Origin of the sequence: Rhodococcus sp. NPDC057135 (assembly GCF_042670865.1) — a bacterium.
Classification (GTDB): Bacteria; Actinomycetota; Actinomycetes; order Mycobacteriales; family Mycobacteriaceae; genus Rhodococcus_F.
The window spans coordinates 13,314-29,361 of sequence record NZ_JBHUUU010000003.1 but is presented as its reverse complement, the minus strand read 5'-3'; the positions used below and the strand labels follow the sequence as shown (position 1 = coordinate 29,361).

Here is a 16,048-nt window from a genome sequence, read left to right as displayed (position 1 = left end):
GTCAACAGAGGCTTGTTCAACTATTCAAATTGACAATTTGTGAGCCAAATCACGTGACCTAGGTCATCGAATCAATCAGTTGGAGACCCGTTCGTGGCGATACGGCGAAACGGACATAAAACGTTCCCGACAATGCACACCGAGAACATCCTTGACATTGACGCAACGTCAACTTGCATGCTGAATAGGCACAACCGATCCGAGAGTAGGAACTCCACGTGAGCGAATGGTCCATCCAAGAACTCGCCAAATCCGCCGGTACCACCAGCAGAACGCTGCGCCACTACGGCGATCTCGGGCTCCTGGAACCGAGTCGCATCGGCGCCAACGGCTACCGCTTCTACGACGAAGACGCCCTGGTGCGGTTGCAACGCATCCTGCTGCTCCGAGAACTCGGACTCGGATTGCCGGCCATCGCCGAAGTCCTCACCGGCGAACGCGACACGGCCGCCGCGCTGCGTACCCACCTCGAACTTCTCGAGCAGGAGCGCACGCGGATCTCGAGACAGATCGAATCGGTCAACACGACCTTGAACAAGACGAAGAAAGGTGAATCACTCATGCCGGAAGATGTTTTCGACGGGTTCGACCACACCCGATACAAGGACGAGGTCATCGAGCGTTGGGGCAAGGACGCCTACACCAGCGGCGACAACTGGTGGCGATCGATGTCCGAGCAGGACCGGAAAGCGCATCTGCAGACTCAAGCTGACATCGCAGAAGCATTCGGCACCGCACTGACGGCCGGTCTGTCCGCGGAGAGCGACGACGTCCAGTCGATTACCCAGAGACAGTTCGAGTGGATAAAGATCGGCTGGCAGGGAAGGACTCCCAGCGCCGACGCTTTCACCGGACTCGGACAGATGTACGTCGACGATCCCCGCTTCACTGCAAACTACGACAAGTACGGCGAAGGCACCGCTTCGCTGGTCCGTGATGCGATGAAGGTCTACGCCGAGCGCAACCTGCACTAGCCGGTAATCAGTCCTGCCCGCTGCCGAGCAGGTTGTGTCGGTGCGCTGCCGCGACGGCCTCTTCGCGGGAATGCGCACCGAGTTTGCGATACAGGGCTCGCAAGTGACTCTTCAATGTGTTGTTGGATACGAACAACTTTCGCGCTATCTCGCCGATCGGAATGCCGAGACCCAGTTCCACGAGAACGTCCATCTCCCGCTTCGTCAATTGAACTCGAACGATCGCCGCCGGATACATCTGCGGCGCTTCGGATTCGAGAAAGGTTGCGACGGCACTGCTCGAGCCCTCGGCCCGCTCTTCCAGTTGCCTGATCAGATCACGGGGAACGGTCGCCAGCGCCGACAGGACACCTGAGGTTTCGAGCAGTCCGCGAGCCTCCTCCCACGGGCTCGCGGCAGCGGGGATTCTGCCCAGTTCGCACAGTGCAGCACATTCGATCAGCAGGGACTCGAGCCGAAACCTCGTGAGATACTGCTCGCTCCAGTCGATTTCGCGACATAATTCCAATGCCTGTGACGGAGCCCCCGTCAGGAGATGCGCACGAGCGACAGAAACCGTGACAACGGCAAACGTGTGCGCGGCGGCAACTGATTCTTCCAGCGCCTTCGTACCCTCCCCGGACGCCAACAGAAGATCGATGCGCGCTGCGGTAAGTAGCGCGTCACCGAGCGATCGTTCACACGGATCCACGTGCCCGTGCGTTGCCACCGCCCGCTGCAGCGAGATCAGACCCCAGAACGGGTCCGATTGCAGCAGTGCGAATCTGGTGTACGCGTAGGCGGCGAATGCCCAGAGGTCCCCTGGCGGCGTGATCTCGGCGAGCACGTCCATCGCGACGGCGCCCGCATTCCGGTCCACGCTGTCGTACGCCACCAGTGCACGCGCGATCGCCCCGCCCATGTGCGAAGGCGGTCCCAGCCATCCCGAAACGTCCGGGTGCGTGCTCTCGAGCTGAAGCCACTCTGTCGCATGTGTGACATCGCCGATCAGCGCGGAGTTGAGCGCAGCGTTGCCTGCGGCGTGCCGTAGGACGAACTCCGGACCGTGCTGCACGGCGCCGTGATACGCGAGTCGCAATTCCACCGCGGCATCACCGAGGTCACCGGTCAACTGGTGCGAGACTCCCCAGATAAGCCGCAGGGCGGGCAGTTGAGACCCCAACGCGCACAACGACTCGTCGCCGAGTCCGTACACGACGTGCGCCAACTTGCGTGTGATCTCGGTCGAGCGCTGGTACTTTCCGGACGTTCTCAGTACGACGGATTGCACGGTCCCGACGTTCAACAAACTGCATGCTCGCGAACTACCGCCTATTGCGCGCAACTCAGCAGGTTCCGTCGGCAGCGAATCGCCGTTCATCAACTGTGGACGAAGGCGTGATTCGAGTAGGTCACGCCCCACCAGGATCGAGGGGTTTTCGGCCAGGACGTCACTGGGAATCGATTGCAGCGCCGTTCGAATCAATCCAGTGTGATCGACCAAGAGATCTGCCCAGTGCCGTTCGAGAATATCGAGCACCCGAAGCCACTGACGACCGTCCAACGCGTAGTGGACTGCACTGGCGAAATCCGAAGTCGCGAGAGCGTGACCGACGAGAGCCAGAAAGGGGTCTTCGAATCTCGCCCCTTGTTCAGACCGTATCTGCATGAATGCCAGTCGAACTGACGGCGCGAAATACCACGCCGGCTCCCCGGCACGACCGTCCCGGAAGATGAGTCCGAAAGACTCGAGCACGTCGAGTTTGCCCGTCACGTCGAGGTCGTCGGACACGACGGCCGCGATCGCAGGCGTGACCGTGCGCGCGGCGGCGATTGTCGTCGCGAAATCGAACAACTCGCGCGGCTTGCCCGATCGAGGGGCGGTCCGACTTACGTAAGCGAGGATCGCCTGGTCCACCCGCTTCTGAACGCGTTCGCGCCCACGATTCGGTTCACTCAACCCCGCAACCGCACTCAGAGCAACCTTCATCAGAACAGGGACGCCAGCAACGCGTTCGCAGATCGAATGCACGATGCCGGACGGAAGGTGAATCCCGGCGTCTGCAAACAGAATCGTGGACTCGTCAAGTGTGTACCTGAGGTCGTTCGCGCACAGGTACTCGTCCACACGTACACCGTCGAGCAAGTCCGTCGCAGATCGGTCCTGGAGTGTGACAATCACTTTCAACCCGGGCAGGCGCACGATCAGATCCACGAGTTGGTGGCCCACCTCGTCTCCCTCGACCAGGTCGATGCGGTTGAACACCAACACGAACGGCACGGCCGAGGAGTGGAGCAGTGATTCGACGGCTCCTACCGGATCGTCGAGTATTTTCGGCGGAGCCTTCAGCGATTCCAACGAATCCTGAATCAGGGCGTGCGCCGAGTTCCAGTAGTCGACGGGTGTCATCCGTTTCGACGGTGCCGGCACCCACACAACCGGTCTACTCGGCACCGTCCCGAGAGTCGTCAGCCACAAGGCCGCGAGTTCGGTCTTGCCGAACCCTCGGGGCGAGTCGATGACCGTCAACCCCGCGGGGCGTTCTGTCAAAGCGAGGAGGCGAGGGCGGACCGCGGTGGGTCCACGCCCCGCGAGACGCCGATGCAGCGAGCCCGTTCCGTGCGGGTTTCGCTTTGCTCGGGATAGCTGTGATCGATTCGAAGGGGACGTCACGATTGCCGGCCAGTGAGCAGCCGAGCCCCGCCGAATTCGAGATTTCGTTCGAGAACCGAACTCACAGCCTGTCCACCCATAACGAACAACATAGACAGAATCTGCACGACACGCGAGGGCCGTGCGTCTCAAAAACTCGTCCGTTTTGTCTCAATATGTGGGCTCAGTCACTATCGGCGATTATTTGCGGGAGAGTGACTGCGGCCTGCGGGATCTGACATATCATGCCCGCGTGTCGATGAATTCAGCCCGCATTCGCGTGTCGACCCGATCGGTCGCCCCTGCAGATGCCGACGACTTCTGGCGCGGCGCGACGCGTCCGTTCTTCGTCACCGAACCCGTGGGCGCCGACACCCCACTCGAAGGCTCGATATCCGCTCTGCCCATCGGGACCTCGTTGATCGGTAAAACCACCTTCAATGCGCAGAAGTACACCCGAAACAAAATCGTCATCGCCGAGAGCGGACTCGACGATCAGTACATGATCCAGGTCGTCCTCGACGGGCAGGTGAGTGGTGATGCCGAGGGGCTGGATTTTGTCGCCCACCCAGGGGACGTCACGTTCCTCGACCTAGGGCGCACCTGGACCGCGGACGCCGAGGCCGAGGTGACAGGGCGCACCATCACGCTCCTCGCCCCGCGCTCTCTCGTCGAGGCCGAGTCCAAGGGCCGTTCCCTCCACGGGACGGTACTGCGCGGAGTTCCTGCTTTCGTTCTCGCTCAGTGCATGCAATCGGTCGTACTGGCGCTGCCGCATCTCGACCCCGATGCTGCGGCGGGCTACGAGGACGTCGTCGCTTCCCTTCTCCGTGTCAGCTTGGGCATCGCCGAGCCGGACTTGTTGCCGCGGCCCGATCACTCTCTCCGCGATCGTGCGTACGCCTACATTGCCGAGCATCTCTCCGAGACTTGGCTGGGGCCGACGACCATGTGCGCGGCCATGTCCGTTTCCCGGGCGCAGCTCTACCGTGCATTCGCGTCCGACGGCGGAATTGCTCTCGTCATACGGCGCAAGCGTCTCAAACTCGTGTATCGCGAGTTGACCCGAGCCGAGATGTCGAACGAAACGATCGAAGCACTGGCGCAGCGTTGCGGCTTCACGTCCAAGTCCCAGTTGGCACGCGCGTTCAAGGACTTCTACGGTATGACACCGAGCCAGGCCCGTACCGACGGCAGACGCACGATCGGAGACCCGGCGATCGCGCGTCTGCACCGCCGTCTCCAGTTCTTCAGCCCTTGAATCGCAATACTTCACAGCCTCGGGATCGTGCCTGTGTTCTAGTTGATCCATGAGCTGGGTCGACAAGGAACTGAGTCTGGCTGCGCTCACCGGCGCAGTCACAGGTGTCGCCGTGATGATCCAGATAGTCGGCGATGGAGCCTGGTCCTGGGAAGGACTGCTCATACCCGCCTTCATCGGAGCGCTGGTCGGGCTGATAGTTGGCTCCAGCGCTGTTGCAGGCGGGCGCTGTGCGCTGAGCACAGGCCAGAGATGGCCGGCGCGCACAATCCGCCGCGGGAAGCATCGGTTCGCTGCGTATTCGACGATGGCGGTGACGCTACTGGTGGCCACGGTGTTCATGGCGGCTGTCATCGCTACGGGTGACCCGGTGCGAGATGCCGGAGGATTCCCGACTTCCTTGATCGTACTGGCGGTCATCGCCCTGGTGACGTACGTGTTCTCCTACGTGCTCGCCCCGGCCCAGGCCTCCGAAACTCCGTAAGAAGCTCTGCTTCATCACAATTCAGCACCCGAACCGCGGAAGTGTCCAATGAACTATCCACACCAGGCAGCGAGCTCAGATCACTTCAGCTGGAAATGAACCGAAGAACAAACTGCTCGATGCCTTCCGATATGACCTTGGTGAGGGCGGTGAAGTCGTTCGACCAACGTTGAATGTCCAAGCTGCTCATTGATTTCCTCCGGTCTACGTCCCGCCGCCTGTTACCGCATGACGTATGCGAGGCATCGGTCGCGCACCAGAACTATCTGCAAGAATCCGGTTTCCGTTACCGCTGGACTGACCGAACAGCGACACTGGTTCCTGCGAACTTGGTACTGCAGATGCCGTCGAACGGTTGCAACAACGCCGTGCAGAGTTCGAGCGAAAAGCGCTATCCACCAAAAGTATTAGCTCGAAAGAACTACGATCCACGCGACTTCCGGTACATCAAACGGTCGCTTCTTCGACCGGTTTCTCCTCGTGGGTCGCGGCGCCGAAGACGGCCACGGCGACGGCACCGGCGATCGCTCCGACGAAGCCGACGACGGCAAGCCATTCCAGGCCCGGTCGCGACGCGTCACCGAGTACCACGACGCCGACGATTCCCGGAACAACCGTCTCGCCGACGACAAGGGCCGCCGTCGCTCCGTTGACGGACCCCAGTTGCAGCGCGACCGTGTGCAGATAGAAACCGCCCAGGCCCGAGACGAGGATTGCCCACCCGGCCGGATCGCGGAGCATCGTGCCGATTTCGAACGGATCGATTCCGTAGACCACGCGTACGGCAATGGCCAGACAGCCGAACAGCACACCCGAGATCAATCCGGCCACAACTGCTGCGCGTGAACCCAACCATCGGATCAAACCGATGCCGATCGACAGGATCAACGCCGAGCCCACCAGGACGCCCCAGTGGACGACGTCATTGGAACTCCCGCCGCCCGCGTGACCCGACGACAAGCCGAGCAGCAGGAGCGATCCGATCACAGCGGCGATCGCGAACCAGTCGCGGCGATGCAACTGGATGCCCAGGACCACGGTCCCCAGCACTGCTGTGATGACGAGATTGGCGCTGACCACGGTCTGCGACAAGAACAATGGAATGAGCCGCGCGGAGATCGCACTACCGGCGAATCCGACCGCATCGAGGACGGTACCCAGGATGAACGACGCCGTCAGCGCGGCTGCGAACGTCGAACGCAAGGTCGGGCCACCCGACGCCGTCACGTGCCCGGACTCGCCCCGCTGCTCGGCGGCAGCTGCCGACTTGCGCGCACCGTACGCCTGCAGCACCGACGCAACGCCGTATCCGACACACGCCACGATTGCGGCTATCAGTCCGATCAGCATCGAAAGTCCACACTAAGTTCCAGGGCAATGGTCATAGAGGTAAACCCTGCCCTATTTCCCTTGTCCTGACATCACCCTCAGGTATTCGAACAAGTGCTACCCGAGAAGTACACCGACCAACCCTGACCGGTACCTGAGGACACCCCGACCCCTAGTGGAACTGCTTGAGAGCTCTGATCTTGTTCATGACGTCGAGCGCCGCCACCTTGTACGCCTCGGACAGCGTCGGATAGTTGAAGACGGCGTCGACAAGGTATTCGACGGTCCCGCCGCACCCCATCACCGCTTGACCGATATGCACGAGATCCGTTGCACCCGAGCCGAAGATATGAACACCGAGCAGTTTGAGGTCATCCGTCGACACCAGAATCTTGAGCATTCCGTAGGTGTCACCGCCGATCTGTCCACGCGCGAGTTCACGGTATCGGGAAACCCCGACTTCGTACGGCACCGACTCCTTGGTCAGATCCACTTCGGTGGCGCCGACGTACGACACCTCGGGAATCGAGTAGATGCCGATCGGCTGCAGATCCATCAGCTTCGCGCCGGGTTCGTCGAAGGCATGGTAGGCCGCGAGTCGACCCTGATCCATCGACGTCGCCGCCAATGCCGGGAATCCGATGACGTCACCGACGGCGTAGATGTGTTCGACCTTGGTGCGGAAATTGTCGTCGACGTAGATACGCCCTCGTTCGTCTGCCTCCAGCCCGGCGTTCTCCAGTGCTAGTGGCGCTGTGAGACCTTGACGTCCAGCCGAGTACATCACGGTCTCGGCGGGAATCTGCTTGCCGCTGCGCAGCGTCGTGAGCGTTCCGTTCGCTCCGACGTCGACGGCCGTCACTTCCTCACCGAATCGGAAGGTGACCGCCAGATCGCGCAGATGGAACCGCAGCGATTCGATGACCTCGGGGTCACAGAAGTCCAGCATCGACGTTCTCTTCTCGACGACGGTGACCTTGGTGCCGAGGGCCGCGAACATCGACGCGTACTCGATACCGATCACTCCCGCACCCACCACGACCATGGTGGTCGGGATGGAGGTCAGATCGAGGATTCCGTCGGAGTCGAGCACCCGGTGACTGTCGAAGGACACACCGGACGGACGGGCAGGCAACGTTCCGGTCGCGATCACGACGAATTTCGCAGTGATCGTCATCTTGTCTCCGCGCGAGGCGTCCTCGACGAGGATGGTGTGCTCGTCGACGAACGAGCCGACCCCTACCAACAATTCGACGCGGTTGCGCAGGAGTTGAGACCGCACGACTTCGATCTCTTTGGTGATGACATGCTGGGTTCGCGCCAGCAGGTCGGCCGGAGTGATGTTCTCCTTGACGCGGTAACTCGCGCCGTACAGTTCACGCTGGTTCATCCCGGTGAGGTAGAGAACCGCCTCGCGCAGTGTTTTCGACGGAATGGTGCCGGTGTTGACGCACACTCCCCCGAGCATGTTGCCTTTCTCGACCATCGCCACCCGTTTGCCCAGCTTGGCGGCCGCGATGGCAGCCTTCTGCCCACCCGGGCCGGAGCCGATCACAACCAGGTCGTATTCCATCGGATCAGTCATCGCTTACAGATACCGTCTGCATACGACCGGCAGATGCCGAGCATGTCAATACTCGGTGAACAATCCGCGGCACCGAGTGCGCTCACCGGACCTACACGAACCATGTTGCAATAGAAAGAGATACACCAGAATCTCTACGAAACTTACTACACACAAACATATTCCACTATTTGCATATTAGAATGTGTCGCGATCTCACAGCTTTTGAAGCAGGTTGATGAAATTTGTTTCACCACAGAGTGATTGATCGATAAACTGACAGCTGACCAGGGCTGTAAACCGGATGTCCAGTATTCGAATTGTCCGAAATAACGAGCGGAATGTTCCTCGTCACATCCCGGACCGAAGCAGTTGCGCGCAGCCTCGGGTCGCGTTCTACTTGCCTTGACTAATCATCTGTCACTCTCGGTTACAAACATCCGCCCCGTTCACGATCCCCACCTTTCGCCATCTCGAGAGATCAGGTTTCCCAATGGAATTCACGGAACTTGCCGACTATCCCTTACCGCCTGGGACCGTCACCGAGTGGACTCCCGCTGCGGTGAATCCGCCCGAGCATTGGCCTGTCGACCAGCGTCCCGCCAGCTACATTCACGAAGCACACTTGAAACATGCCGAACAGGTGAAACAGCAGGTGCACCATCAGATCGACGGATGCACTCCCTCCTGGTTGGGTACCTCGTTTCGCATCCACGATCGACTCGACCGAAGGATCTGGGCGGCTGCACTCGATCATTGGATCGATCGCCACGAAGTGCTCCGGACACACGTCGCCACAGAGGGCGAAGCGATAGTCCGACGCACCGCGGGGCCCGGAGACGTCCGGATTCTGGGCACCGAAGTCGGACACCTGGCGTCCTCGATGTCCGTCTTCACGCACCTGCAGCAACTGCTCGACCGGTCGACCGATCCACTCGTCTGGCCTGCGTATCAATTCGCGACGATTGAAAGTCCCCATCATTTCACTGTGGTTTTCGCCGCTGATCATGCTCTGCTGGACGGATATTCGGTTGCGCTGACCGCGCATGAACTGCAGACGATCTACCGATCGTTGAGCGAGGGAAGCCCTACCTCGCCGCCGGAGACCGGGAGCTACATCGACTTCGGCACCACGGAACGAGATCTCGTGGAACACGCGGACTGCTCCCACCCTGCGGTGCAGACGTGGCGTGAGTTCTACACGCACGGTGAGGCTCCGTTCTTTCCGGCGTTACCCGAACCGGTCACCGGACGCCGAGTTCCTCAGCAAAGCCTGTCCGCCTGGCTTCTGAGCGCCCGGGGAGCCGAACGCCTGGCAGAAGCGAGCAAGCGCAACAACCAAGGATTCCTGGCCGCGATACTCGCGTGCGCGGCCAAGGTGACCGGCGATCTCACCGGTGCAGACGAATTCCGCGTCGTCGTGCCGCAACACACCCGTTCGGAGCTTCGATGGGCTGCATCCCTGGGATGGTTCATCGGTGTTGTGCCGGTGAGGATTCCGATTGCCCCCGCCGCTACCGTGAGCGATCTGGCCCAGGTTGCCGGCGCGGCGGTACGACGCGTCCGACCCGCAGCGGCCTTGCCGTATTCGAAAGTGTGTGAGCTGATCGACTGCCCGCAGCACCTGCCGTTCGTGCTCTCCTACATGGACGTTCGTCACGTTCCCGGTGCCGAGCAGTGGACGAGCTGGCAGACCAGAGGCCTTCGTAGTCGCGATCATTCCGGAACCGACGTCTACATCTGGCTGACGCGTACGCCGGAAGGGCTCAATCTGGCCATACGCCACCCGGGCAACGCGCGCACGAGCCGCCACATCCATCAGTTCGCCGGGCTGTTACGCCGTGAGATGGAGGACTTTGCCTTCCTGAACGAAACATCCGCAGCGTCGACTGACACCGCTGCACCGATCAATCCCGCTGCACCGATCAACCCCGCTGCAACGATCGAGGAGAACTCCCATGGAAATGACACCCATCGATCTCTGGGCACCGAAAGCCGGGACGCTCACCGAGTTCAGGCCTACTGAGCAATCCCTGGCGGCGGCTTCCGGGGCACCGCGGAGCGATCAACCACTCTCGTTCCTGCAAGAGGGACACATTCGTACCGCCGACCACAAGCGCTCACAAGGCGTCGACTGGTCACCGTGGATCGGATTCACCTTCACTCTGCCCGGTGACCTCGATCGGGAGGCACTGCGGCGGGCAGTGCAGGCTTTTGTCCTGCGGCACAACACACTGCACAGTTGGTTCGAGGTCAGACCATCCGAAGATCCCGCCGGTAGTGGGGTCATCGACCGTCGGGTGGTGGATGCGTCGACGATCGAACTCGCGCCACACAGCGTCGGTCCCCTGAACACGACAGATGCGGTTCGTGAGCATGTGAGCCGAAGTTTCGCCGGCGATACCAGCCCACTGCAGTGGCCCTCGTTCATCAGTGGCGCCGTCGAACATGGCACGGGCGCCGGCTTCACCATCTACTACGGCGTCGATCACTCGCATACCGACGGCCTGTCGCTGATGCTGGGCGTCGAAGAACTTCGTGCCCTGTACGTCGCCGAGAGCGCCGGCATCGACGATCAACTTCCCGCTCCTGGAAGTTATGTCGAGTACAGCGGCGAAGAACGGGCAGCAGCGGGGAACCTCGACCTGACCGCAGCGCCTGTGCAGCAGTGGATTTCGATCCTCGCCGCCAATGCCGGACAACTCCCGACGTTCCCCCTCGACCTCGGTGTGGCGCGGGGCGAGCAGACCCGGTCGACGCGCACACATATCGACGTTCTCGACACCGACGAGTCGGCCGCATTCGCGGCGCTGTGCAAGGCCAATGGCGTCGGCTTCTCCACGGGGATTTTCGCCGCCCTCGCCCTCACCGAGATCGAGGTCGCGAACAGAGCGAACTACTTCGCGCTCAACGCGGTCGGCACTCGCTCCGATCCGAGATACCGCTATTCTCAAGGCTGGTTCATCAATCTCGTCCCGGTCTCGTTCACGCTGAGTGGTGTCACGAGCTTCACCGATGCACTCCCCCTTGCCCACGCTGCTCGCGCCGCAGTGAAGGGGCTCGCGGACGTGTCCATCCATTCGGTGATCGCCGAGGTGTCGAAGTTGACCGGATCCGACATCGGCGGAACGTCGGTCCCGCCGATGGTGTCGTACATCGACATGCGCCTGATTCCCGGTGCCGAGCACCACGACGAACTCGAAGCGCGTGCACTGGGTGGGCCTGGAACGACGGGTGATCTGTCGATGTGGATCAACAGGAAGGAAGACCGTACGTATGTGATGGTCAGTTTTCCCGACACCGAGCAGGCACACACATCGGTGGATCGATACCTTCGACATCTCCGCAACGTCCTGAGAACGGTCGCTGATGCCGGCGACTACCGCGTCGTTCGTCAGGCGGATGCGCGTCAGGAAGTGGAGACCGCCTGATGCACATCACCTTTCTCGACAGGTTCGAGGCACGGCCGGGCCGCATCCTGCAGTGGACGCCGAGCGAAATCTCCACCGGATCGACGTATCCGGTTCCTCCGACCTCCAATCAGCAGCTGCATCTTGCCGGCAGCCGCGGCGATACGACTTGGCTCGCTGCCACTTTCGACGTTCCCGGCCCCATCGACACGGACGCACTCAAGGCCAGCTTCGAGGAATGGACGTCCCGTCACGACGCCCTGTCGTGCTCGTTCTCCCAGGCCGAAGAACCGGGCGGATCCTCGGCACTGTTCGTCGACGTCGCCGACGTCGGCGATCTACGCCTGCGTGAGGAAACAGTGGCTGACGCACGAACACCTGAACAGGTGCGAGAACTCTTGGGCGAGCGCTTGGATCGCTGGTGCAATCCATTTGCGTTTCCCGCGTACTTTCTCGGTGCCATCACCCGCGAGGACCAGTCAACAGTGATCTGCGGATTCGACCATGCCATCTGCGACGGTTGGTCCATGAGCATCGCGATTACCGAGATCAGCACTCTGTATCGCGAATACACGCAGGCGAACCGTGTTCCGATCGCGTCGGATCTCTTGCCGGAGCCCGGGAGTTTCCTCAACTACTGCTTCCGTGAATCGGCAACCGCGGATCCAGAGCCCGGCGACCACCGCATTGCGGGTTGGCGGTCCTTCCTCCGATCATGCGGGGGTGACACTCCCCATTTTCCCGTAGATCTGGGACTGCCCGCCGGGACCATGTCGCCCCAGGGCACAGACACCCGGATGCTCCTCGACACCGGCGAAGCAGAGCTGTTCGACCAGAACTGCGCCGATCATCGACACTCGTCGTTCGGCGCGATTCTCGCGTCGATCGGTTTGGCCACAACACAATTGACCGGCAAGAGGGACACACACCTACTGTTCCCGGTCCACACCCGTCGGGAACCGCGACACAACCACACCTTCGGTTGGCTGGTGGCCAATGCGCCCATCACCGTGACGAGCATGGACAATCTTCACAGCACTGCTCGGGCAGTCAATCTCGCTTTCCACGAGTCACTTTCACTGTCGTCCGTGTCGTCGAGGCAAGTCTTGCAAAGCTTGGGGCCCGAGGTTTCGCCCACTCGCAGAGACATCTTCTCGGTGTCCTACGCTGACTACCGAAGCATGCCTGGTGGATCGCGCCCCCGTACATCACAGTCCAGCGAATCGCCGTCCTGCAAATCACAGTCCTGCAAATCACAGTCCTGCGAATCACAGCCTGCGCCGATCAATCCGCAGCAACTCAGTCGCGTGTCGAGCGCGGACGACGTTCAGTTCTGGTTCTCACGCACTCACGACGGATTGGCAGTGCGCACCAGGTTTCCGGCACCCGCGGCCCGGACAGTGCATACCTTCCTCGAGTGCGTCTCCGAGATTCTGTCGACGCCGTAGACGGACTGCCGATCATCCGAAGGTCTATTTGACACTTTTTTGTTGTGCACAACTTAACTGTGCGCTACAGTTATTCTCGTGACCAACCCACTCGCCCTCGAACGCCAGGTCTGCTTCGCCCTCTATTCGGCGTCGCGGGCTACTACGGCCGCGTACCGAGCAATGCTCGACGACCTGGAGATCACGTACCCCCAGTACCTCGTCCTGCTGACACTCTGGGAACGAGACGGCCGCGGCGTGCGAGAGATCTGCGAGGCACTCGATCTCGATACCGGAACTCTGTCGCCGCTGCTCAAGCGGCTCGAGGGTCTGGGATTCATCGAACGCCGACGCCTCACCACCGACGAGCGTCGCGTCGAGATCCACCTGACCGAGTCGGGTTCCACCTTGCGCAGCAAGGCCGAGGACATCCCGGCCAAGCTCGCAGGCGCCACTGGTCTGAGTAACGACGAACTCACCGAGCTCCGGGACGTTCTCACTCGTCTCGGCGAGTCACTTCAAGCATCCAATGCCCACTCCGACGGAAAGAAGAAGTCATGAACATCGTCTACACCGCAGAAGCACTTGCCACCGGCGAAGGCCGCAACGGTCACGCTCGCACCTCGGATGGACGCCTCGATCTCGGTCTCGCCATTCCCAAGGAAATGGGTGGCAGCGGCGAAGGCACCAACCCTGAGCAGCTCTTTGCCGCCGGGTACGCAGCCTGCTTCCACTCCGCACTGCAGATGGTCGCCCGCGCCGAGAAGGCCAACGTGGCCGATTCCGCAGTCGGCGCGCGAGTCGGCATCGGCCCCAACGGTGCAGGTGGTTTCGGACTCGCTGTGACGCTGGAAGTTTCTCTCCCCCATCTGCCCCACGATCAGGCCGTCGAGCTGACGGAGAAGGCGCACCAGGTGTGCCCGTACTCCAACGCGACTCGCGGCAACATCGAGGTCACCCTCGAAGTAAGTAAGGACGACGAATGAGCACCACCACCACTGTCAGCCGAGAAATCCATCTCGCTTCACGCCCCAACGGTTGGCCTACCCCGAAGAATTTCTCCACCGTCGAGGTAGAACTCCCCGAACTCGAAGACGGCCAGATCCTGGTCCGCAACATCGCCATCTCCGTCGACCCGTACATGCGCGGCCGGATGAACGACGTGAAGTCCTACCTTCCGCCGTTCCAGGTCGGTGCAGCGCTCGACGGTGGCGCTGTCGGCGAGGTCGTCGAATCCAAGTCGGCTGATCGCTCCGTGGGCGACGTCGTCGTCCACGGCCTCGGATGGCGTGAATACGCCATCCTCGACGGATCCGCAGTGACTCCGGCCGACACGTCCATCGCGCCGGCGACGGCTTACCTGGGCGCCCTCGGCATGACCGGTCTCACCGCGTATGCCGGCCTCACCGCGGTTGCGGAGTTCAAGGAAGGCGACACCGTATTCGTCTCCGGTGCAGCAGGTGCCGTCGGATCGCTCGTCGGTCAGATCGCCAAGTTGCTCGGGGCGAAGCGAGTAATCGGTAGCGCCGGTTCGCCGGCGAAAGTTGCCCGGCTTCTCGAGCTCGGATTCGACGCGGCGTTCGACTACCACGACGGCCCGATCACCGAACTGCTTGCCGCTGCTGCCCCTGACGGCATCGACGTGTACTTCGACAACGTCGGTGGCGAACATCTCGAAGCCGCCATCGATGCCATGAACCAGGGTGGCCGGATTGCCCTGTGCGGAGCCATCGCTCAGTACAACACCACCGACAAGCCCACCGCGCCCCACAACCTGGCACTGGTGATCGGCAAGCAGCTCACCCTGCGCGGATTCCTCGTGGGTGGCTACCGTCACCTCGGCGGCGAATTCCGCACCCACATGGCAGCGTGGCTCGCCGACAACAAGATTCAGTGGGACGAGACCATCGTCGAAGGCCTGGAGAACGCACCACAAGCCTTCATCGACCTGATGCGCGGCGCGAACACCGGCAAGATGGTTGTCACGCTGTAACCCGAACAGTCTGTAACTGAAACAGATATGACTGTGGCCGCGAACTTCTCGGAGTTCGCGGCCACAGTCGTATCCGAATCAGATGCCGAACGACACCCCGGTCAACTTCTCCGACAGGGTCCACAAACCCGCGGCGGTCCTCGTGTCATGTGACTTCTTGTTCGACCCCACGACCTTCGGATACCCGCGCTGCTCGAACGGACCGTCCGGTCCGATGTAACTGCCGCCGAAGGCATCCGGCGCGGTTGCCGCCCACAGTTCGGGAAGCGCACCCATCTCCGCGGACTGCGCGAAGATCTGATTGCCGATTCCCATCAGCTTGTCCTGGATCGACTCGGTGTGCCCTTGCAGGTTCGTCGACGCATATCCCGGATGCGAAGCGAGCGCCTTGAGCGGAGATCCCGAAGCCGCGAGCCTGCGCTGAAGTTCGTACGTGAACAACAGATTGGCAAGCTTGGACTGCCCGTAGGCCAACCAGCGGTTGTACTTCCGACGCTCGAAATTGAGATCGTCCAGATCGACGGTCCCGAGCTGATGCAAGGCACTGGACATCGTCACAACTCGGTCGGTGAGCTTGTCCTTCAGCAACCCGGTCAACGCGAAGTGCCCGAGATGGTTTGTGCCGATCTGCATTTCGAATCCGTCGACCGTGCGGCGGAACGGGACCGCCATCACGCCGGCGTTGTTCACCAGGACGTCAACCTTCTCCGTTGCGTCGGCAAAGGCTCGTACCGACGACAGATCCGAGAGGTCCAACTTGCGGACAACCGCGTTGGACCCGATCTCGGCGGCTACGGCGTCGGCCTTCGTGGTGTCGCGACAGGCGAGGACGACGTCGGCCCCGGCTTTGCCCAGCGCTCGTGCGACTACCTCACCCAGTCCGCTGTTCGCCCCCGTGACGACAAATGTGCGGCCGGTCTGATCGACTACGTCTTCTGCGGTCCATTTGGTCATGCATTCCAGCGTACGTGCCT

Annotated in this window: 13 protein-coding genes; 9 read left to right on the top strand and 4 right to left on the bottom strand. The window is 61.5% G+C overall.

All coding sequences use genetic code 11. From position 1 onward, the window contains the following. Positions 1 to 218: 218 nt before the first annotated feature. Positions 219 to 974: a MerR family transcriptional regulator gene (locus tag ACFT1A_RS05575; protein WP_378446151.1), complete on the top strand. Its 756-nt coding sequence runs from the start codon at positions 219 to 221 to the stop codon at positions 972 to 974. A 7-nt stretch (positions 975 to 981) separates the two neighbouring features. Here ACFT1A_RS05575 and ACFT1A_RS05570 read toward each other — a convergent pair whose 3' ends face one another. Further along, a complete protein-coding gene (locus ACFT1A_RS05570; RefSeq protein ID WP_378446150.1) occupies positions 982 to 3,504 on the bottom strand; it encodes a response regulator transcription factor in 2,523 nt (840 codons plus the stop codon). A gap of 361 nt (positions 3,505 to 3,865) precedes the next feature. Here ACFT1A_RS05570 and ACFT1A_RS05565 point away from each other — a divergent pair, with 361 nt between their 5' ends. Together ACFT1A_RS05565 and ACFT1A_RS05560 are read left to right on the top strand one after the other, a co-directional pair. Beyond that, complete coding sequence (locus tag ACFT1A_RS05565; RefSeq protein ID WP_378446530.1) at positions 3,866 to 4,867, top strand: helix-turn-helix domain-containing protein; 1,002 nt, start codon at positions 3,866 to 3,868, stop codon at positions 4,865 to 4,867. Positions 4,868 to 4,916: 49 nt separating this feature from the next. After that, on the top strand, positions 4,917 to 5,351 hold the full coding sequence (locus ACFT1A_RS05560) for a hypothetical protein (protein WP_378446149.1): 435 nt from the start codon (positions 4,917 to 4,919) through the stop codon (positions 5,349 to 5,351). 447 nt (positions 5,352 to 5,798) lie between these two features. On the opposite strand, the gene ACFT1A_RS05555 is transcribed toward ACFT1A_RS05560, so the two are convergent. Together ACFT1A_RS05555 and sthA are read right to left on the bottom strand one after the other, a co-directional pair. Continuing rightward, positions 5,799 to 6,701: a hypothetical protein gene (locus ACFT1A_RS05555; RefSeq protein ID WP_378446148.1), complete on the bottom strand. Its 903-nt coding sequence runs from the start codon at positions 6,699 to 6,701 to the stop codon at positions 5,799 to 5,801. Positions 6,702 to 6,852: 151 nt separating this feature from the next. Next, a complete protein-coding gene (gene sthA / locus ACFT1A_RS05550) occupies positions 6,853 to 8,265 on the bottom strand; it encodes a Si-specific NAD(P)(+) transhydrogenase (protein WP_283302488.1) in 1,413 nt (470 codons plus the stop codon). A gap of 472 nt (positions 8,266 to 8,737) precedes the next feature. Here sthA and ACFT1A_RS05545 point away from each other — a divergent pair, with 472 nt between their 5' ends. The 6 genes from ACFT1A_RS05545 (at position 8,738) to ACFT1A_RS05520 (ending at position 15,074) form a co-directional block, all read left to right on the top strand. Beyond that, entirely contained in the window at positions 8,738 to 10,270 is a 1,533-nt protein-coding gene (locus ACFT1A_RS05545) for a condensation domain-containing protein (protein WP_378446147.1), read from the top strand. After that, positions 10,203 to 11,675: a condensation domain-containing protein gene (locus ACFT1A_RS05540; protein WP_378446146.1), complete on the top strand. Its 1,473-nt coding sequence runs from the start codon at positions 10,203 to 10,205 to the stop codon at positions 11,673 to 11,675. Before ACFT1A_RS05545 ends, ACFT1A_RS05540 begins: the two co-directional genes overlap by 68 nt. After that, positions 11,675 to 13,102 (top strand): condensation domain-containing protein, encoded by a 1,428-nt coding sequence (locus ACFT1A_RS05535; protein ID WP_378446145.1) that lies wholly within the window; start codon positions 11,675 to 11,677, stop codon positions 13,100 to 13,102. Before ACFT1A_RS05540 ends, ACFT1A_RS05535 begins: the two co-directional genes overlap by 1 nt. 78 nt (positions 13,103 to 13,180) lie before the next feature. Next, the gene (locus tag ACFT1A_RS05530) at positions 13,181 to 13,642 is read left to right on the top strand and encodes a MarR family winged helix-turn-helix transcriptional regulator (protein WP_378446144.1); all 462 of its coding nucleotides are present in this window, start codon (positions 13,181 to 13,183) and stop codon (positions 13,640 to 13,642) included. Further along, positions 13,639 to 14,067 (top strand): organic hydroperoxide resistance protein, encoded by a 429-nt coding sequence (locus ACFT1A_RS05525; RefSeq protein WP_003939720.1) that lies wholly within the window; start codon positions 13,639 to 13,641, stop codon positions 14,065 to 14,067. Before ACFT1A_RS05530 ends, ACFT1A_RS05525 begins: the two co-directional genes overlap by 4 nt. Then, a complete protein-coding gene (locus ACFT1A_RS05520; RefSeq protein WP_378446143.1) occupies positions 14,064 to 15,074 on the top strand; it encodes an NADP-dependent oxidoreductase in 1,011 nt (336 codons plus the stop codon). The genes ACFT1A_RS05525 and ACFT1A_RS05520 overlap by 4 nt, the downstream gene beginning before the upstream one ends. Before the next feature lie 78 nt (positions 15,075 to 15,152). Here the strand turns inward: ACFT1A_RS05520 and ACFT1A_RS05515 are convergent, their stop codons facing one another. Then, positions 15,153 to 16,028 (bottom strand): oxidoreductase, encoded by an 876-nt coding sequence (locus ACFT1A_RS05515; RefSeq protein ID WP_378446142.1) that lies wholly within the window; start codon positions 16,026 to 16,028, stop codon positions 15,153 to 15,155. Positions 16,029 to 16,048 lie beyond the last annotated feature (20 nt).